Origin of the sequence: Shimazuella kribbensis DSM 45090 (assembly GCF_000428065.1) — a bacterium.
Taxonomy (GTDB): domain Bacteria; phylum Bacillota; class Bacilli; order Thermoactinomycetales; family Thermoactinomycetaceae; genus Shimazuella; species Shimazuella kribbensis.
On sequence record NZ_ATZF01000007.1, the window covers coordinates 43307 to 63374 of the forward strand.

Annotated in this window: 14 protein-coding genes and 3 pseudogenes; 5 read left to right on the plus strand and 12 right to left on the minus strand. The window is 37.4% G+C overall.

Features of this window, described 5'->3' with window-relative positions:
* Window positions 1–227: 227 nt before the first annotated feature.
* Both trhO and A3GQ_RS0111785 read right to left on the minus strand, forming a co-directional pair.
* Window positions 228–1154: an oxygen-dependent tRNA uridine(34) hydroxylase TrhO gene (trhO, locus tag A3GQ_RS0111780; protein ID WP_028777224.1), complete on the minus strand. Its 927-nt coding sequence runs from the start codon at window positions 1152–1154 to the stop codon at window positions 228–230.
* A gap of 1192 nt (window positions 1155–2346) precedes the next feature.
* Window positions 2347–3156: an MBL fold metallo-hydrolase gene (locus A3GQ_RS0111785; protein ID WP_028777225.1), complete on the minus strand. Its 810-nt coding sequence runs from the start codon at window positions 3154–3156 to the stop codon at window positions 2347–2349.
* A 160-nt stretch (window positions 3157–3316) separates the two neighbouring features.
* Between A3GQ_RS0111785 and A3GQ_RS28030 the strand changes: the two genes are divergently transcribed.
* From A3GQ_RS28030 to A3GQ_RS0111800, 3 genes are all read left to right on the plus strand, one after another.
* Complete coding sequence (locus A3GQ_RS28030) at window positions 3317–4141, plus strand: cupredoxin domain-containing protein (RefSeq protein WP_245596777.1); 825 nt, start codon at window positions 3317–3319, stop codon at window positions 4139–4141.
* Between the two features lie 132 nt (window positions 4142–4273).
* Window positions 4274–4648, plus strand: a complete 375-nt coding sequence (locus A3GQ_RS0111795) for a DUF4383 domain-containing protein (RefSeq protein WP_028777227.1) — start codon at window positions 4274–4276, stop codon at window positions 4646–4648.
* A gap of 156 nt (window positions 4649–4804) precedes the next feature.
* Window positions 4805–6394: a M4 family metallopeptidase gene (locus A3GQ_RS0111800; protein WP_028777228.1), complete on the plus strand. Its 1590-nt coding sequence runs from the start codon at window positions 4805–4807 to the stop codon at window positions 6392–6394.
* A gap of 41 nt (window positions 6395–6435) precedes the next feature.
* Here the strand turns inward: A3GQ_RS0111800 and A3GQ_RS24210 are convergent.
* Window positions 6436–7196 (minus strand): annotated as a pseudogene (locus A3GQ_RS24210) (SDR family NAD(P)-dependent oxidoreductase).
* Between the two features lie 159 nt (window positions 7197–7355).
* On the opposite strand from A3GQ_RS24210, the pseudogene A3GQ_RS24215 reads away from it, so the two are divergent.
* Both A3GQ_RS24215 and A3GQ_RS0111815 read left to right on the plus strand, forming a co-directional pair.
* A pseudogene (locus A3GQ_RS24215) lies at window positions 7356–8177 on the plus strand (SDR family oxidoreductase).
* A 101-nt stretch (window positions 8178–8278) separates the two neighbouring features.
* Complete coding sequence (locus A3GQ_RS0111815) at window positions 8279–9241, plus strand: helix-turn-helix transcriptional regulator (protein WP_028777229.1); 963 nt, start codon at window positions 8279–8281, stop codon at window positions 9239–9241.
* Window positions 9242–9470: 229 nt separating this feature from the next.
* Here A3GQ_RS0111815 and A3GQ_RS24220 read toward each other — a convergent pair whose 3' ends face one another.
* The 9 genes and pseudogenes from A3GQ_RS24220 to A3GQ_RS0111855 form a co-directional block, all read right to left on the minus strand.
* Window positions 9471–9689 (minus strand): NUDIX hydrolase, encoded by a 219-nt coding sequence (locus A3GQ_RS24220; RefSeq protein ID WP_028777230.1) that lies wholly within the window; start codon window positions 9687–9689, stop codon window positions 9471–9473.
* 115 nt (window positions 9690–9804) lie between these two features.
* On the minus strand, window positions 9805–11520 hold the full coding sequence (locus A3GQ_RS0111825) for a phospho-sugar mutase (protein ID WP_028777231.1): 1716 nt from the start codon (window positions 11518–11520) through the stop codon (window positions 9805–9807).
* Window positions 11521–11532: 12 nt separating this feature from the next.
* Window positions 11533–12543 (minus strand): UDP-glucose 4-epimerase GalE, encoded by a 1011-nt coding sequence (gene galE / locus A3GQ_RS0111830; RefSeq protein WP_028777232.1) that lies wholly within the window; start codon window positions 12541–12543, stop codon window positions 11533–11535.
* Complete coding sequence (gene galU, locus A3GQ_RS0111835; protein ID WP_028777233.1) at window positions 12543–13430, minus strand: UTP--glucose-1-phosphate uridylyltransferase GalU; 888 nt, start codon at window positions 13428–13430, stop codon at window positions 12543–12545. The genes galE and galU overlap by 1 nt, the downstream gene beginning before the upstream one ends.
* Window positions 13333–13842: pseudogene (locus tag A3GQ_RS26260) on the minus strand (GtrA family protein). Before A3GQ_RS26260 ends, galU begins: the two are co-directional and overlap by 98 nt.
* The gene (locus A3GQ_RS0111840; RefSeq protein ID WP_028777234.1) at window positions 13829–14806 is read right to left on the minus strand and encodes a glycosyltransferase family 2 protein; all 978 of its coding nucleotides are present in this window, start codon (window positions 14804–14806) and stop codon (window positions 13829–13831) included. Before A3GQ_RS0111840 ends, A3GQ_RS26260 begins: the two are co-directional and overlap by 14 nt.
* Window positions 14807–15326: 520 nt before the next feature.
* Window positions 15327–17528 carry an ArnT family glycosyltransferase gene (locus A3GQ_RS0111845; RefSeq protein ID WP_037464801.1) on the minus strand — a complete coding sequence of 734 codons (2202 nt, stop codon included), beginning with the start codon at window positions 17526–17528 and terminating at the stop codon, window positions 15327–15329.
* A 206-nt stretch (window positions 17529–17734) separates the two neighbouring features.
* Entirely contained in the window at window positions 17735–19165 is a 1431-nt protein-coding gene (locus A3GQ_RS0111850; RefSeq protein WP_028777236.1) for a sensor histidine kinase, read from the minus strand.
* Window positions 19162–19848, minus strand: a complete 687-nt coding sequence (locus tag A3GQ_RS0111855) for a response regulator transcription factor (RefSeq protein WP_028777237.1) — start codon at window positions 19846–19848, stop codon at window positions 19162–19164. The genes A3GQ_RS0111850 and A3GQ_RS0111855 overlap by 4 nt, the downstream gene beginning before the upstream one ends.
* Window positions 19849–20068: the final 220 nt, after the last annotated feature.

Sequence of the window (20068 nt, forward strand, 5' to 3'; positions counted from 1 at the left end):
TACAAGAATCTCTTGTGTAGCGAAAAGAGAGTTTCCGTGATTCAGTAATATTAGAAAGGAGGGAGTCTACAGCAAGTTCAATGCTTCTGGTGTTAATGTGTGAAGCTGCTTGTCACCTCCAATTGTGGAGTTATGACTTTAATCAATCGCGAGGAGTGTTGCAAAACATCTGGCAAAATACCAATTATAAAGATATTTGACAATTGTATCTACAAAAAAGACATCTTTTATATAGATGTCTCCACTAATTCTTTGACTTGTTTTTGTGTTACTAGATCTTCACATTTTTTAGAGCAGAAATGCTGGTATTTTTCCTGGCAGGTAGGACAAACGATGTGTTGGCGATGACAAAAATCATTCGCACAATTGATATAAGTTTCTGCTGGTTGATCACAATGGTAACACTTACCAATGATTACTGGTTCCACTTGATTGACCGGAACAGAAATTCGCTCATCAAACACATAACACTTACCATCGAATAATTCACCTTTTACTTCAGGATCTTTTCCATAAGTTACAATCCCGCCATCAAGCTGTGCAACATCCTCAAATCCTTCGGAGATCAGGAAGCTCGTTAATTTTTCGCACCGTATTCCACCGGTACAATAGGTGATAATTTTTTTATCTTTGTGTTCGCTTAGATTTTTGCGTACCCATTCTGGAAACTCACGAGTGGTATTTACCTGAGGACGTATCGCCCCTCGAAAATGACCAAGATCATATTCAAATTCATTTCTACCATCAATTACAATCACATCATCCCTTTTTAAGTGCTCGTTAAACTCTTTTGGGGATAAGTGAGTACCAGTAACTCGACTAGGATCAACTTCTTCATCGATTCTCCATGTCACTACTTCTTTACGAGGCCGGACAGAAAGTCTCTTAAATGCATGCCCATCATGCTCATCGATTTTAAACTGCATATCATGAAAGAGGGGATGATCATGCATGTATTCCATATATTTATCTGTTTCTTCTTTTGTCCCTGAAACAGTTCCGTTTATCCCTTCATAAGCGATCGATACTCTGCCTCTTAAGTTTAATTCCTTGCAGAAAGCAAGATGTTCTTTTGCTAAAGCTTCGTAATTTTCGATATGAACATATTTATAGTATAACAACACTTGGTAGTTTGTTGTTGTGGGTGCATCCATTTTTCTTCTTCCTTTCAGCGGAAATAAATCACCCATCATTTTATCATATTTCAAACAAAAATCATACACCCGGTATTAATTCTAATTATTTTAAAAACGGGGGGGGTATATGACTAGAATAGATTTCTGTATAATGAAAAAGATGAGAAATTCATCTGATTGATTTCCATTCCGGTTCAGGGGGGGTGAATGAGATGATTCGTTCAAAATGTCCCAAAACAGGAAAAGATGAATGCAACTGCGATTAAACAATCAAATCAGTAAAATCCCCAAAAACAACCTTAGTTCTGCCTAAGGTTGTTTTTTATGTGTGTCAATTTAATTCGTAAGTAGCTTGTTAAAATCGAAAAAATGAACGAGAGTAATAAAGATATGATAGATCAACAAAATATACTATTTTCTTTAAACAGAACGAAAAATGGTAAAAAAATACTTAAAGTGCAAAATATTGAAGAAAGGTGTGTTAGCATGCATGGAGATTTTTAGAATATCAAACCTAGTTCTGCTTTTTCTCCACACAACGTTACAAAATTAACATTTTGTAACGTTAAATTGCGTAAATCAGAGGGGTATTAGCTGCAAGATTTAACACTTTTTACTCCCTGTTTTTCTCGATAGAAAAAGTTAACTATAGTATTGAGAAATAACAAGAAAAAATGCCGATTTTAATTCATAGCTTTCCCTAGGATCGACCCACAATTAACTCTCTTTTCCAGCAAATCTTCATTTGTTTAGTCGCATTAGTTAGACTCTGATCTTAATTCCGCTTATTTGATCTATTTGATCTACTATTATAATGGAAGAAACTCGACTTTTTTTTGGATGCAAATGCAGCACTCTCTTCTTTATGTCTGATTTTAAGCAATAGAGTGTTGGACTTTTTTTGAATTCATGTTCAAGAGTCGCAATTAATCCAAAAACATAAAAATAACTTATCCATATGAGTTGACTATGTTACATAATAATTTGTTCTCAATATTCAACCACTTAAAAAGTTTTCATTTGATTCTTTGCCAGTTGCGGCCGATATCTTAAAAGAAATCCCTTACAGCTAATTCTCTAAATCGGAGTTAGGTGAATTTATTTTTAAGCATCCTTCATATTTGATTGGATTTTTCGAAAATATAGATAAATAACAAAAAAGCCAATACCACCTACTCAGCCCTAAGAGTATTGGTGGTATTGGCTACTATTACGCTTCTAAGTATTTTTTATAACGCTTGGCAGATGCCTTTATTCTTTCTTTTGCATTCTCCCATATGAACCTTTCTCTAAAAGCTCCATGAATCCGATCAAAGTCATATGTTTCTATTTTGGCTATTATCCTTTTAATTGTATTACATGATAACGGAATATGATTGGGATAGCTAAACATAAAACTAAGGGAATGTCTATCTGGATTCACTTGAATCACATCACCCGTTAACAAACTACCCCTACCTTCTGCTCCTTGAGTCCACAAAAGTACAGTAGCTCCATCAAAATGTCCGCCTAAATGTATGAGTTCAATCTCAGGCGTTAAGGAAAAACTTTCTCCTTCCCAAAGGGTGATTTTTTCACTTGATCGCATATGCCACTCTGCATCTGATGCATGTAAGTAAATCGGAACGTCAAAAGCATCTGCCCATTCAACCATGGTAGAATAGTAATGAGGATGAGAAATCGCAATAGCTTCCAAACCACCTAAGTCTTTTACAGCTTGGATAGTTTGTTCATCGATATAAGGTATACAATCCCACAAAATATTACCTTTTTCACCAGGGACTAACAAAGCTCTCTGCCCTATTCCAAATGGTTTGTTCAATTTCAATCCCCATAAACCTGGCTCTTCTTCAAACGGAACCACTTTAAATCCATCCTCTTTCATCAAGGATAGCGTCGTCCATTCTTGTCCATCCCATCTCACAAACTGTCTCTCGTCTTCGCAGATCAAACACTTATGCGGCTCGGAAACAGACTCAGCATACTCGGTCCCACATTGTACACAAAGAAATTTCGGCATGGAGATCACCCTTTGGCAAATGTATTTATTTGTTAACTATATTGTAACATTTAGAGTCTAGTAGTGAAATCCACATTATGTTTCCAATACTTGTATATACAATAGGTATATTCCAATCCGTGTCGAAAAGATAGATAGAATAGTAATTTGGAGGGGAAAAATGATTATAGGTTTAATGGTTTGTTTCGTGATACTCATAACTATATTTATTGGTTATCAAGTCTATACTTGGAAACATTGTCTATCCTCTATGGGTGGAATGATGATCGCCATGACGATGGCAATGATGGTATCTTTGACTGTTGGAATGACGATTGCTTTAAAGGTGATTAGCGATCCTACGATAGCAACCATTTATACTATTGTGCTTGGGATATTTATTGGTTATATCATCGGTTATCCATTTGGGATCTTAGCTCAATTGGATGGTATTTTGGCTGGTATTATGGGTGGTTTAATGGGTCCGATGACAGGATTAATGGTCTCTAATAGTAAACCTCATTTATTCATTGGTTTTTTTACATTGCTGTTTGCTTTCATTACATTGCTCGTGTTTCAATTCATCCATCGTTCCATTCCATCTTCACATGTAAAAACAACCAAATATTCTTGGTATCTCTTTTTGCCTACATGTGCTTTTTTAGCATCTCTTGCAATTTTCCAATCAAGTTTGGAATCCCCTTTACATGCTAATACCCTAAGCAGTAGTGTTCAGAAAAAGGGATACCAAGAGGCAGTTATTCAAGTCCGATCAAACGGATACTTTCCTTCCTCCATATCCCTTAAGGCAGGTATACCAACGAAATTAAATTTCAAAAAAATATCCAATACAGGTTGTTTATCTTATCTTATAATTCAAGATTTGCGAATAAATCAAGAATTAAAAGAAGGTGACAACATTATATCCTTCACTCCCGAAAAAACCGGAATCATAACATTCACATGTGGAATGGGCATGTATAAAGGAGCGTTAAAAGTAAACTAATTAGCATTGATATCTAAATAAAAATATTAATAAATAGAATTTTATAAAAAGTTTGTTTACGGCATATACTATATGGTAAAATCTTACTATGTTTGATTTTATTTACTATTATCAAAGTGAGGTGTCTATTCTATGGTTCAAGGGTTCTTACGTGTATTTGGAGCAATCTTTCTTTTATTAGGTGGAGCTGGATTCTTTTTGCCGACAACTGGTCCGATACATGAATTGCTACACCTAAGTACCGCACACAACATTGTACACCTAGCTACTGGGGTTCTCTTCCTAGCTGTTAGTGGAAACTTCCAATGGAGTAAAATTGTATCGCTTGTCTTTGGTTTTGTTTATACAGCAGTAGCTGTGCTTGGACTTTTTACGACGAATCTTTTTGGGCTAATCGAAGTTACACTAACTACTGAAATCGTACATTTTCTTGTAGGGTTATCAGTATTGTTTGTCGGCTTTAAGTCCACTTCATCAGTAACAAAAAATCAAACAGAATCTGTATAATGAATAAATCATTAAGATGCTGGTGGTAACACTGGCATCTTTTTTTTGGTTGGATTATCTATTTGAAAATTATACATAATAAAACCATTGTAAATTGTTAGTTAAATCGGATATACTTTATTTGTAAAATAATACAAAATATTAGGGGTTGAATGCATGAAATTTCGTTGGCTCTCTGCTTCACTTACAACATGTTTAGCTGCTGCTATGACATTGACTTCCTCTGCCGGTTTTGTAACTGCAAAAGAAACACCTGATGTTCGCTATCACCCAGTTTACAAAACCCCATCCTTTATTGAGGAAAATTGGTCTTCATCCAAACGTCATTTAGCTCCTAATGAGTTGGTCTGGGATTATCTCAATGCGAGGAAAAATTTATTCCGCTTTACTGACCAAGCTCAAAATCACTTTAAATTAAAAAGCAAAAATACAGATGAATTGGGTATGACGCACTATCGTTTGCAAGAAATACATCATGGTATTCCTGTATTCGGGTCCGAACAGACCATTCATACAGACAAAGCTAATACAGTAACTAGTTATCTGGGACAAGTTATCCCTAATATTAAATTGCCTGCTGCCACCCAAGCAAAGCTAATCTCTTCAACAAAAGCGATTTCTATCTCTAAGAAGCAAGTCAAAAACGCGAAACAGTATCTATATCAACCTACCTCTGAGTTAGTTGTTCTTCCCTATCAACAAACTCACACCTATGCTTATGTAGTGAAACTGGCTTATTTAGGACCTCAACCAACTGTATGGCAATACTTCATTGATGCAAAAAGCGGAAAAGTATTGGATAAAATCAATATCCTTCATGAGATCACTGGTGAAGGAAAAGGTGTGAAAGGTGACAAAAAAACGTTTGAGATTACCAAAGATGGAAGCTTGTATTATCTGAAAGATCAGATTCGTAAAATTTCCACATTCGATGCAGAAAACCAAAATGAAAACTCCCCTATTATTAACGGAAAATTAGTATCTAGTAAAACAACCACATTTAGTGATCCTTCTGCTATAGACGCACATGCATATGCAGAAAAAACGTATGACTTTTATAAAAAACATTTTAATCGAAACAGCTTTGATGGCAATGGAACTCAAATCAAATCCTATGTACATGTTGGTGAAAAATGGAATAACGCAGCTTGGGATGGCGAAAAAATGATCTATGGAGATGGGGATGGAAAAACATTTATATCCCTAGCTGGTGCCTTGGATGTTATCGCACACGAGATCACACATGCAGTTACGCAATATACTGCAGATCTCCAATACCGCAATGAATCCGGAGCTCTAAATGAATCGATGTCAGATATAATGGGTGTAATGGTTGATGATAAAAACTGGTTGCTAGGTGAAGATGTATATACTCCAAACAAACCAGGTGATGCACTTCGATCCATGTCTGAACCAACCAAATATAATCAGCCAGACCATTACGATGACAGATATATTGGTTGGGAAGATAATGGTGGAGTTCACATCAATAGCGGAATCAACAACAAAGCTGCATATTTGATTGCCGCTGGTGGAAAACACAACGGAGTAACAATAAATGGTATCGGAAGAGTGAAAACAAGAGCAATTTACTATCGAGCCCTTACCAGTTACTTAACCTCCAATTCCCAATTCATTGATATGCGTGATGCAGCAATTCAATCGACCACCGATTTGTATGGTGCAAATTCCAACGAAGTAAAGTCAGTAAAAAATGCTTATGATTCCGTTGGGGTAGTAAAATAAGAAAAACCTGGGGGGATTGTTTCCCTCAGGTTTTTCTTATTTTACAAACGAGATCCCCCACTAGCATCAATGGATTGACCTGTCACCCATCTTGCATCTGATCCAGCAAGAAATCCAGCAATATTCGCTACATCATCCGTTTCAGCCCATCTTCCCATAACAGAGAGATTCGCAGCAAATTGTCGCCCATTTGGATCACTCAAAACAGCAGCGTTCATATCCGTATTCACAAAACCTGGTGAGATAGCATTGACAGTAATTTTTCTGGACCCTAGTTGTTGTGCTAAAACATAGGTGAGCGTATTAATTGCACCTTTTGATACGCTATACCCCAATAGATTCGGAAGAGCAATTCTAGTAGCTGAGGACGAGATATTTATAATCCTGCCACCATCATTTAAACGAGTTAACGAATTCTGAATAAGAAAGATAGGCGCTTTTACATGTAGATCCATCACTTCATTGTAAGAGTCTCTGTTATACTTTCTATGGTTGATTCTTGTCTGATCCCTGCATTGTTTACAAGTATATCAAAATGGGTTTTACCCCATTCTTTTAATATGGAGTCCAAAGAATGGAATAAACCATTCACATCTTCCATTTTGCTCAAATCAGCCTAAATAGCTAGAGCTCTTCTACCTATTAATTGAATTTCTTCTATCAATTGGTTTGCTTTTTCTTGATTGTTACTATAGTGGACAATAACATCTGCTCCGTCTTTTGCTAATCATAAAGCTATCGAATGTCCTATACCTCTACTCGCTCCTGTTACCAATGCTATTTTCTCTTTTAAATGATCCATCATTTCATCCCCTTGTTCATTGTCTCTATCTTTCTACCATGATTTGAATTTCAAATAGTTGCTTTCTTATTTTCAAGATTCCCCATACACTTCTGCCCTTTTTTTGTAGCAATGGTAATATGACAAAGGATGTCATATTACCTGAAGTATAGTTGTTATATGAAACCTTTAAATGGTAAAGTGGCCTTAGTTGCAGGAGCTACTAGAGGAGCCGGACGAGGAATAGCAATTGAATTAGGTGCGGCGGGAGCTACAGTCTATGTGACAGGACGTACAACCAAAAAAAGAAATCAGAGTACAACCGACCAGAAACCATTGAAGAGACAGCGGGATTAGTAAATCAAGCAGGCGGCCATGGTATAGCAGTACAGGTAGATCATTTAGATGCACATCAAGTAAAATCGCTAGTAACAAAAATCGAAAAAGAACAGGGGAGACTTGATATACTTGTCAATGATATTTGGGGTGGTGAGTATTTAGTTGAATGGAACCAACCCGTGTGGAAACACTCACTTGAGAACGGTTTTAGGTTGTTAAGACTGGCAATAGATACTCATGTAATTACTAGCCACTTTGCATTACCTTTGCTAATAAAGAACAAAGGTGGATTAGTCATAGAAGTAACCGATGGCACATGAGATATCTCCTTATGATTGCACTGCACTTTCCCTTACTCCAGGTTGGTTGCGGTCAGAAATCATGTTGGAAAAATTCAGTGTTACAGAAGGCAACTGGAAAGAAGCCACAGAGCAAGAGCCTCACTTTATTATCTCTGAAACACCTCGTTATATAGGACGAGCGGTTGCGTCACTTGCCCAAGATCCTAATGTAGCTAGATGGAACGGACAATCTCTTTCAAGCGGGCAACTTGCTCCTATATACAAATTTACTGATCTAGATGGCTCTAGTCCGGATGCTTGGAGATATATTATGGAAGTGATGGAAGCAGGTAAACCTGCTAACTCATCTGGATATCGTTAATGTCTGAAAAAAACCTTAGTGGATGAGGCCCAGTATTATATCAATGGAAAGAACTATAATTTTCTTCATTGATATAATGCAAATAACGGAGGGATAATAGAGTGAGAGGTGATCGACTTGTATCCATACTTTTATTACTGCAATCCTATGGGAAAGTTACTGCCAGTGAATTAGCAAAAAAATTGGAAGTATCTCAACGAACTATTTATCGAGATATGGATGCATTAAGCGCAACAGGAATTCCTGTCTATGCAAATCGTGGAAAAGATGGAGGTTGGTCTTTATTAGAGGGGTATCGAACAAGTCTGACTGGTTTAAAAGAAGCAGAAATTCAAGCTTTATTACTTCCTGCTTCTGTACCTTTGCTTGATGATCTGGGTTTGACTCAAACCTCACAAGATGCGAGAAACAAACTACTTGCTTCTCTTCCTGTGGATAAAGAGCGTATAACAGATGTTTGGAATCGTATTCACATTGATACAAGCACATGGAGAAAGCGAAAAAAAGAAAAAAACTCAGCTTTTGAAATCATTAAGAAAGCCATATGGAAACAAAACAAACTAAACATACAATACCAGCGAGCAAATGGAGAAAAGACAGAAGAAATAGTATGTCCTTTGGGTCTTGTAGCCAAGGGAAGCAATTGGTATTTCGTTGCTTCCAAAAAAAACGAAGCTATTCGATCCTATCGCGTTTCACGAATTCGAATAGCCAATCCAATAGCTGAAACATTCCAAAGACCTCCAAGCTTCGATCTCGCTTGTTACTGGGAAAACTCAACCAATAGTTTTTTGAAGAACCTACCAACTTACGAAGTACAAGCAATGGCTCATTCTTCGATATATCATAGGCTCACTTTTGCAGAACGTTTTGTTCAAATTACCAAAGTCGGGGTTTGTAAGGAAAATGGCTGGATTCCCATTCATTTAACGTTTCAAACAGAAAATGAAGCAAAAGGATATCTATTAGGTTTTGCTGATCAGATAAAAGTAATGGAACCCAAAGAATTAAAAGATAAAATCTTAAAAATGGCTCAATCTATATTAAAAATGTATCATCCATAAACAACTGTTCTGTCCTTGAAATTCTCTTTTTGATTGATGCTTTCTGTTATGCTTCTTCCCAGCTTCTCCATAGATAAAATATGATTTTTGGAAAACCAACTAAAATAACTAGTATTTTTCAGTCCATGATTGAGTGTATTGTATCCATTTCATTCATTGTATTTCCTTTTTCCTGTTTAAGATCTAACGGGAGACAATGTTGCAAGAGAAGTCAAAGAAGAGCTAGGTATTATGTTTTATTTGAGAAACTCCAGCCATTAGGAATTAGGCAGACTGCTGCACCATCCTCAATACGTTCATCTGCAACATAATGTCCACCAACAGCTACATCCACATAATTTGGTCTGTCAAATGTATATAGGGAAGGTGACTTTTTCTGTAATAACATTGTCCTGTTTTCACTATTAATTACTATGCAAGTGAATACTCGATGCCATAATCCATTCATATGTGCATCTTCTTTAGAAGCTTATCCAATAAGATCATACTCCAGAGGAAACAAGTTCCCTTCCGTAAGTACGGCGTAACATATGGGCATGTGATTCTACCCTAGTAAAGCAAATTTATAAAAATAGCAAATCCTCGTTTATTAGCAATTCTCGTAAATCTCCTACTATTGTCTTAAACATTTTTAGCTTTCTGTTAGTATTTGATAGACTTACATCTTTTACCCCAAAGTAAAACTTCATCTTTGGCTCCGTTCCCGATGGACGAGCTACAAACCATGAGCCATCTTCTAATACAAATTTTAGTACATTTGATTTCGGTAAATCTTCTATATTTTGCATATAATCTTTTCTTTCCATCACAGCTAAACCTGAAATAGATGAAGGAAAGTTTGATCGTAGATATTCCATGAGATAATTTATTTTTTGCTGTCCAATTTTCCCTGATAGTGTAATAGGAATCATATCTTCTTGGAAATATCCAACTTTTTTATATAACTTCAGCAGAATTTCATACAATTTAAAGCCTTTGTGCTTATAATAAGCACTCATTTCTACAATGAGCATACTTGTTTGGATAGCATCTTTATCTCTGCAAAAGTCACCGATAAGATAACCTGCACTTTCTTCATAGCCAAATAAAAATTGATATTCTTTCGTTTCATCCCAGTGTTTTATCTTCTCTGCGATATACTTGAATCCTGTTAATGTATCCCAAGTTTCGATGCCATATTGATCAGCAATTGCTCTACCCATTTCAGAAGTTACGATTGTTTTAATCATCGCTCCATTGGCCGGAAGAATACCTTGCTTTTTTCGTTGGGATAAGACATAATCCAAAAGCAGTGCTCCTACTTGATTTCCTGTTAAAACGATCCATTGACCACTTTTATCTCTTATGGAAACCCCGACTCGGTCAGCATCGGGGTCAGTCCCTATAACCAAATCTGCATCATTTTGCTGTGCTAATTCGACTGCCATTTTCAATGCTTCTGGCTCTTCTGGATTCGGTGATAGGACAGTCGAGAAATTGGGATCTGGGACATCTTGTTCAAACACTGTATATACTTGCTTAAAACCACGGTCGTTAAGTATTTTTTGAACAGGTTTACTTCCTGTTCCATGCAAAGGTGTATAGATCACTTTGAAATCATGATTACTCCCTTTAGGTTGCAAGGCGATAGCATGCAATTTCTGTTGATAGGCTTCGGTTACATCACTCTCTACCCAAACAAACAATTGCTGTTCTTGTGCTTTATTCCAATTAGCAACTTTCACTTGTAATTCATCTGGAACTTTGGATATTTCTTGCGTGATCTGCTCTGCTAACTCAGCAGTAATCTGAGCACCATCTGACCCATAGACCTTAAACCCATTGTAGATTGAAGGATTGTGACTTGCGGTGATGACAATCCCAGCAGTTGCATGTAGGTGACGAACTGCAAAAGACAGCTCTGGAGTCGAGCATAAACTTGGAAAGACAAATGCTTTTACTCCGTTTGCCGCTAATACAAGTCCTGCTTCTTTGGCAAAATCAAAAGATTGATGCCTAGAATCATAAGCAATGACTACTCCCCTTTGTTGATATTCCCTACCTAATTTAGAAATAGATTGAGCCAATCCTTGGGCAGCTTTACGAATTGTATACTTATTCAACCGATTCGGCCCTACACCCATCATTCCGCGCATGCCCGCAGTTCCAAATGAAAGAGAGGTATAAAAACAATCTTCGATTTCTTTCTCATAACCATTCAATTCAAATAGCTGTTTTTTCAGTGTTTGATCGAGAGATTCATGCTCTATCCAATGTCTGTATACTTTGCGATAATCCATGAAAACTCCCTCCTATTGAACACGAGTTTTTTGTTTATAACCATTCGGATAAGCCTCAAACCATTTCCAAGCTGTCTCAATAATCGTTTTCAGATCACTAAATCTAGGTTTCCATCCAAGATGTTCTTGCAAGTATCGGCTATCTGCAATCAAAACAGGAGGATCACCAATCCTTCTTTGTTCTATTTTCTGTTTTATCTTTTTGCCTGTAATATGTTCTGTTGTCTGAATAATTTCTTTCACCGAGTGACCAAAACCTGTTCCAATATTATAAATGTTTTGTTTTAGAGGTTGATCCTTTTGTAATGATTGAAGAGCTAAAATATGAGCGTGGGCTAAATCCAATACATGAATATAGTCACGTATACAGGTTCCATCCATGGTAGGATAATCATCTCCAAAGATCGAGATAACTTCCCTTTTTCCTAATACCGTTTGCAAAATAAGTGGAATAAGGTGGCTTTCAGGTTGATGATCTTCTCCAATCGTCCCATCAAGTGAAGCACCTGCAGCATTGAAATAGCGTAAAGCGATCCATCTTATTGGATGAACGGTGCTCATTAGGTGTAAGTATTTTTCAATCTTAGCCTTTGATTCTCCATATGGATTGATCGGTTTTATTTCTTCATTCTCTGGAATGGGTTTGTCCTGTGCTGTTCCATAAACTGCTGCTGTGGAGGAAAAAACAATCTGCTTTACTCCCTCATTAACGACTGTTTCAAAGAAATGACATGACTTTTCTGTATTCTCGTAAAAATAAAGCTCTGGATTTTGAATCGATTCCGAAACGATGCTTTTTGCCGCAAAATGGATTACTGCATCAATTTGGTGTTTGCGAATGATCTCACGCACCAATCGTTCATCTGCAATATCACCTTGATAAAAGTGAGGCGTCATCACTGCTTCACGATTACCAGTCGTCAAATTATCCAAAACGACCACATTTGTATTTTGAGCAACCAACGCTTGAACAGTATGACTTCCTATATAACCTGCTCCTCCTGTAACCAATACAGATTTCATCAATAAACGCTCCTTTTCAACTCTTTCTCTAGTACGTTTTGCAAGTAAGCGAGTAAAGGTTCTCGCATTTCTTTCCGCCGTAATCCCATTTCCGTACTCGCTTGTAAGTAACCTAGTTTATCTCCTATATCATAACGATCTCCCTCTAGTTCCAATGCATGGATGGGCACATTCTCTAGTAACACTCGCAGTGCATCGGTCAATTGAATCTCGTTGCCTGCACCTCTTTCAATTGTTTGCAAAATTGGGAAAATGGATGGTTCTAAAATATAACGTCCCATGATGGCGATCTGAGAAGGCACTGCTTCAATTGACGGCTTCTCTACTAGATCGCGAACCTGATACACGCTTCCATTTTGCAGATATGCATCGATGATGCCATATTTATTTACATCTGCTGGTTGTACTGTTTTTACTCCAATTACTGGGTTTTGATATGTTTCATACACATTCATGATTTGTTGTAAGGCTGGCTTTTTCGAAACCATGATATCGTCGCCCAATAGAACAGCAAATGGCTCGTCATCGATAAAATGTTCTGCACATAAGATGGCATGTCCTAAACCCAAAGGATTTTTTTGCCGAATGTAATGAATCGAAGCCATATTGGTGATTCCATGTAACTCTTGTAAAACTTCCGATTTCCCTTTATCTTGCAAATTCTGTTCCAACTCAATAGATCGATCAAAGTGATCCTCAATGGAACGCTTGTTCCTACCTGTTACAATAATGATGCTTTCGATTCCAGCTTGCACTGCTTCTTCCACAATATATTGAATTGCAGGTTTATCAACGATTGGTAGCATCTCTTTTGGTAGCGCTTTGGTAGCAGGAAGAAACCTCGTGCCTAATCCTGCTGCTGGAATAACTGCTTTTCTGATTTTCATTACGATCACTCCTTGTTGTTTGGCATTCGGAAAAAACCCAAATACGACTTCCGATAAAACCTACACTGATGCTAATTATCGAAGCGATGACTTTGCTTACCATAAGAGAAAAATGATAGACATCATAAAATAAAGTGAGCAAACCAACGGATAAGAGAAAAGCAAAACCATTGACAACAAAAAATTTAATCATTTCTTGCATGTTTGCTTTACTTTTCTACTGAAATGTCCAAGCTCGATTAAACACAAAACTATTCAAGACTCCAGCTATATAAGAAAGAATCTGAGAGATTATATAGGGCAAACCACTTTGAATCAGGCAATAGAAAACAACAAAATCAATAATGGTGTTTCCAATACCTACGGTGCAAAATCGCAAAAAGAGAATAAATTTGTTTTTACTGGTGGGCACTCCAGTTCACCTCATCGGACGTTGGATGCTCCGCTTTTTGTTTATCTCGCAAAATATAGAGTGGTCGATTTTTTGTCTCGTCGTAAATTCTGCCGACATATTCGCCCAGAACACCTAATAACATCAGTGTCATCCCGTTTAGGAGCAATACGCAGGCAATCAAGGAGGCCCAACCGGCAACAGTACCAGCGAAAAAAAGTTTCTGTAGAAGCGAAATAATCAGGTAGGTAAAGCTAATAAATGAAATAATAAAACCAAGATAAGTAGCTAACTTCAACGGCTTATAGGAAAAAGAAGTAATCCCATCAATCGAGAAACGGAGCATTTTCTTGAGTGGATACTTGGTTTTCCCAGCAAAACGCTCCTCCCGAACATACTCGATCGCAGTTTGTCGATATCCCACCCAACTTACTAATCCACGGACAAATCGATTTTTCTCCCTGATTGAAGACAAAGCCTGCACCACTGCTCGATCCATCAATCGAAAGTCTCCTGTATCAAGGGGAATACTACCTTCTGTCAATGCTGCCAATGTCCGATAAAATAAAGAAGCAGTCCATTTCTTAAAGAATGTTTCACCCTTTCGTTTGGCTCGTTTGGCATAGACAACTTCATATCCTTTTTGCCATTTCTCAATCATTTGAGGAATTAGTTCAGGTGGGTCTTGTAGATCCGCATCGATAATGATGATCGCATCTCCACAGGCATGATCCATACCAGCAGTGATTGCGATTTGATGACCAAAATTTCGTGAAAAATCGAGTAATTTCACACACTGATCCGTAAGCAACAAACTCTCTACGATTTCTGCTGTTCGATCTTTGCTACCATCATTTACAAAGAGAAGTTCATATGATTCATTGACGGATTTCATCACTTGAGTAAGCCGATAATACGTCTCCTGGACAACTGCTTCCTCATTAAAAACAGGAATGATAACAGAGTAACGTACTGATGTTTTCATTTTTCTTCCCTCTCACATTATTTGATATGGTACACATCTGCTTGATCTGGTCCTTCACTTTTTGCACCTTGGTACTTGTTTGCCACTAGCGATTGGTACCTGTGTGAGTGTATCAATTGGAGTACTTCATAGTTCCACCTCTGTAGCCAAATTACAGCAGAATTATCACTATTTAAGAGGTTTAAACATGCAATTAATATCGCAATAAAAACCAAAATCTAATCCATTTGTTTTTCTTGCTTTGTTTTATCTGTGTCATTCGGTTCTTTCTAGATGCATTTATGAAGTTGTTTGCTAACTGTTTTAAGAATAACTCTCTTAACTGAATCCATCCTGAATGTTGCTTGAGTATTAACTGAAACTATAAAGGCAGACACAAAACAAACAAAAAAGCACTCATTCACAAATTGTGAGAGTGCTGAAAGTTAGTTCTTCATTATTCATGTCTGTTATCTTACCTGGATAATAAGATCCTGTTTTTAAAATGTATATTCGTCTGCAATAGGATTCGCAGAATGTTTTATCCTTTAACCTCATACAGTTCGTTTTGAGCTTGGCCATCAGCTTGTGCTGAACCCCACTCACTACCAGGAATTTTCCGGCCGTTTTTTTGTATCCAGTTCAATATTTCATTTCCAGAAAAACCAGAAGGGATCATGAAATATTTTACTTGTTTATTTTTAATCATTTCTTTTAGTTTGGCAACTGTCAGAATAGGATCTGATCCAGTAAATCCACCCATTGCCATAACGGATTTACCTGTTTTTATGATATAGGGAGCAGCTAACTGTGAATCTGGCGTCGCAAACAGAAACTTTTCACCTTTATTATGTTTGGTTACATAGGCAAGCAATTTCTCATCAACTGCTCCACCACTTATGGAAAGACTTGGACCTCTATTGCCGCTAGTACCAGATCCATTCGTCGTATTGACAGGTCCGCTCATCCCTTTACCAACTCCTTGACCACCATTACTATATAGAACAGGACCACTTACCGCTGGACCTTTGCCAGACCCTTGACTACTATTGCCGTTTGGCGTAGGACCATTGATTACTGGACCTTGTCCACCGTTGCCGTTCGGAATAGGACCACTTAATGCTGGGCCTTGACCAGCTCCTTGACCACCACTTCCATTTGGGATAGGGCCATTGATTACTGGTCCTTTGCCACCGTTGCCGTTCGGAATCGAACCACCCGCTGGCTTACCTTTAGCAAGATCCATGTTATTTGGTCCAGACTGTGGCAAGAAACTGTTAACACCACTCATTAATCCAATCGAAGACCAATATAATGGAGCTATTAACATAACCATTATTCCCGCCAATGCAGCCCAAGAATTCCATTTTTGTTGTTTATTAGCAAAGTACAAAATCAATGAAATGCTTATGCCTAATACACCAATAACGATGGACCATACTATGCCTATTTGTTCTTGGTATGGCCAAAGCACATATAGTTCAAAAGCAGTTGTAGCGACAATTGCTGATGGCAACAACCACGTTTTCCATCCTACTTTATTCTTGTACTGATTACATAGCTCTACCCATCCTGTTCCCACGAGGGCTGCAATTGGTGGGGCGAGCATGACCAAGTAATAGTGGTGGAAAAATCCTGCTGCACTGAAAAATACCATTCCAGGAATTAACCATGCTAACCAGAACAATGTTTCCTTTTGTTTATCCGTTAACGGCTGCTTTCGACGAATACCTGATAATAAACCGACACACCCAAACAATACAAATGGTATTAGCCAACTAATTTGACCAGAAAGCTCCTTCTGGAATAGACGAAGTGGTCCTGGGAAACCAGTGCCGAACAATCCAGCATTTCCATCTCCACCTGTCATAGATGGTACGTTATTTCCAGCTGGTTGCTGGGTTGGAGGTTGCTGAGTTGGAGGAGTTTGTCCTAGTCCATTCCCTTGATTTCCAGTCAAACGAGACAATCCATTGTAACCTAAGGCAAGTTCTAAGACAGAGTTCGTTTTACTACTCCCGACGTATGGCCGATCTTTTGCTGGAATAGAATCCACGACAATCGCCCAAGATAGGGAGACTCCAATCATGATCACTGTTGCTGTTAATAGAACAGTTAATCTCTTTTTCCATTCAGCCTTAAAAGCAATTAGATAAAAGACATAAAATGCTGGTACTACCAAATATGCTTGAAGCATTTTTATATTAAATCCGACGCCGATCATAGCAAAAGCACCTAGAATCCAAGACACTTTCTGTAGACGAATGCCCTTAAACAACATCCAAACCCCTACTAAAAGTGTAAACACTAACAGACTGTCAATATTATTGGTACGACTTATCACAACAGCGATTGGTGAACATGCCATAACCAAACCTGCTAACTGAGCAGCAGTTATTCCAAAAGACCGTTTCACTAGTACATACACCAGTAATACAGAACCTACACCGGCTAAAGCCTGAGGAAGAACTACGCTCCATCCATGAACTCCAAAAACAAAAGCAAATGCTGTTTGTACCCAAAACGAAACAGGTGGTTTATCCACTGTAACAAATCCACCTGGATCAAAGGATGCAAAAAAGAAATTATGAAAACTTTGCAGCATACTCGTAACAGCAGCAGTGTAATAGGCATTATCGCTATTTTGATTCCATACGTTGAAAAAGTTTAGAAATGCAGATAGTATCGCGATAACAACTAAAAACCAATCCAATCGTTTTTCTTGCTTAATTTCCTCAGTCATTTTTTTCTCCTTATCGATTTCTAGTTTTTCTCACATTATGTGGTTTTTGCTGTTCACTTTGTTAGGATAATCCCCTTAGCTGAATTCTTTCTGAATGTTGCTTGAGTATTAACTGAAAGTATTTTAAAAGACACACAACAAACAAAAAAAGCACTCTATCACGAGTAAATGATAAGAGTGCTTTTTATCAAAATTCCTAAGAAAAGTTAACATGGAATCCAAACATAAAAGGTACTTCCTTTTCCTTCTGTACTCGTAATACGAATCGTCCCATTGTGAGTATCAATGATTGATTTGGTTATGGATAAACCTAACCCGGCTCCTCCATATTTACGCGTACGTGATGAATCACTGCGATAAAATCGATCGAAAACACGAGGAAGATGAGTTTTACTGATGCCAATCCCATTATCATGGATTGATAATTGGATTCCTTTATAATGAGATTTTAATTTTATTTGAATATGACCTTTTTGCGGGTCTGTGTGCTGTATGGCATTATGAATCAAGTTTAATATAACTTGCTTCATTTTATCGGCGTCAAAATCACACTTCAAATCTGGTTCGATTTCCAAACTAAGCTTTCGATCTCCAACTAAGATCCGAATATGTGGTTCCATTTCATGGACGACAGCGTCCAGATATCCTTCTGATAATATAATGGGAGGAGATTGATCAAGTTTCGTTAAAAGCAGAAGATCTTTGACCAATTTATTTAGCCTATTGGACTCACTGTACATACTGTGGAGTGCTTTGTCCAATTGTTCTGGATGCTTAGAAGCACCTCGCAACAATATTTCCAAAAATCCATGTATAGAGGTAAGCGGTGTCCGCAGTTCATGGGATGCATCCGCAACAAATTGGCGCATTTTTTCTTTGGTTTTTCTTTCAGCTTCAAAAGAAGCCTCTAGTCTTTCTAACATCCCGTTACACGATTGGGCCAATCGATCAATTTCAATTTGTCCTTGCTTGGTTTCAAATCTCCTTGCTAAATTTCCAGCATCAATTTGTTCCGCTATATCAACCATATTAAACAATGGAACAAGCGTCTTTCTTAGTAAAGGTAAAAAAACCATCACACCGATTAACATAGCAATGAAAGATAGCCCTAAAAAAGTAAATAGCTGACGTATAAGAAGTTCTTTAAGCGGACCTGTCGGAGTACTTATTTGTATTAAACCCATTATCTCACCATGTTTAGAAGTAATGAGTTGTAATACAACAAGCTCTTCTTCTCCACTGCTGGCAACGGCTACTCTTTCTTTAATACTTCCTGTACCTTTCAATACATCCCTATATACTTGATTAGCTAACTTTGGTGGAGTTTTTCCTTTTTTTTCAGTTGATACAACACTGTAATTTCCATGGATATCGATAAAGGCAAGACTTGTTTCAGGAATAATCAAAGAGGAGCGTTGTTCTGGACTATTTGTAATGTCATCCCATACAAATGGTGGAATGGACATAATTTGGCTCTGGAGACTCGTTGCTTTGTTCTTATAAACGACATCTTTCATAAATACATATTGGAAGAATCCTATAAGCACTAGTAAAAAAGCGAGAATCAACAAAGTCCTAGATAGTAGTTGGATTTGAAGAGATCGGTGAGAAAAAAAAGATTTCAAACGTTCCATCATGGAAGATCCACTCGATACCCAGATCCTCGTAAAGTTCGGATTAACCGATGTTTCTTATCGTTTAGTTTACCACGCAATATTCGGATATACACCTCCACAATATTCTCATCCCCTCCAAAATCATAATTCCAAACTTTATCTAAGATCATTGTTTTACTTAACACTAGACCATGGTTTAGTACAAGGAATTTCAGTAACTCATATTCAGTTGGCGATAACTCTAAAATCCGACCTACAAACGTTATTTCTTTTCGACGATCATCTATTTCAAATGGTCCGATCATTACTTTACCAAACAAGTTAGGAAATTGATTTCGCAATCTAGCTTGAATACGAGCTAGTAACTCCTCAAAACTAAACGGTTTCACTACATAGTCATCTGCACCAAGAGTGAGCCCTTTCACACGATCACCTACTTCGTCTTTTGCTGTCAGCATGATGACAGCGACGTTTCCCATTTTTTTTAGCATCTTGCATACTTCAAAACCATCTATACCTGGCATCATCACGTCCAAAATGACTACTGATGGTTGAAATTGCTTCATCACCGTTAAAGCAGTCATCCCTTCTTGTGCTATTTGCACTTCAAATCCTTCATTTTGTAGGCCGATTTCTAGAAACTGCAAAATATTTGGTTCATCATCGACCACAAGTATTTTGATCCCTTTTAAAGATTGTTTCATATATTGTCAACCTGCTTTCTACTAGCTACTTATCGTTCTCTATTAGTAAAACCTTACAAAATCATGTAATTTTCTTAATTTATTCAGAAGCGCTCTATTTCATCATACTAACATATGGATATTGTTTACAGTAACAATAATCACGATAGTGTTTATTCTGCTAATTTTTGCTTTTATTGGATTTCAGCTCATATCATTATCTCTTATTGTGAGGATAATT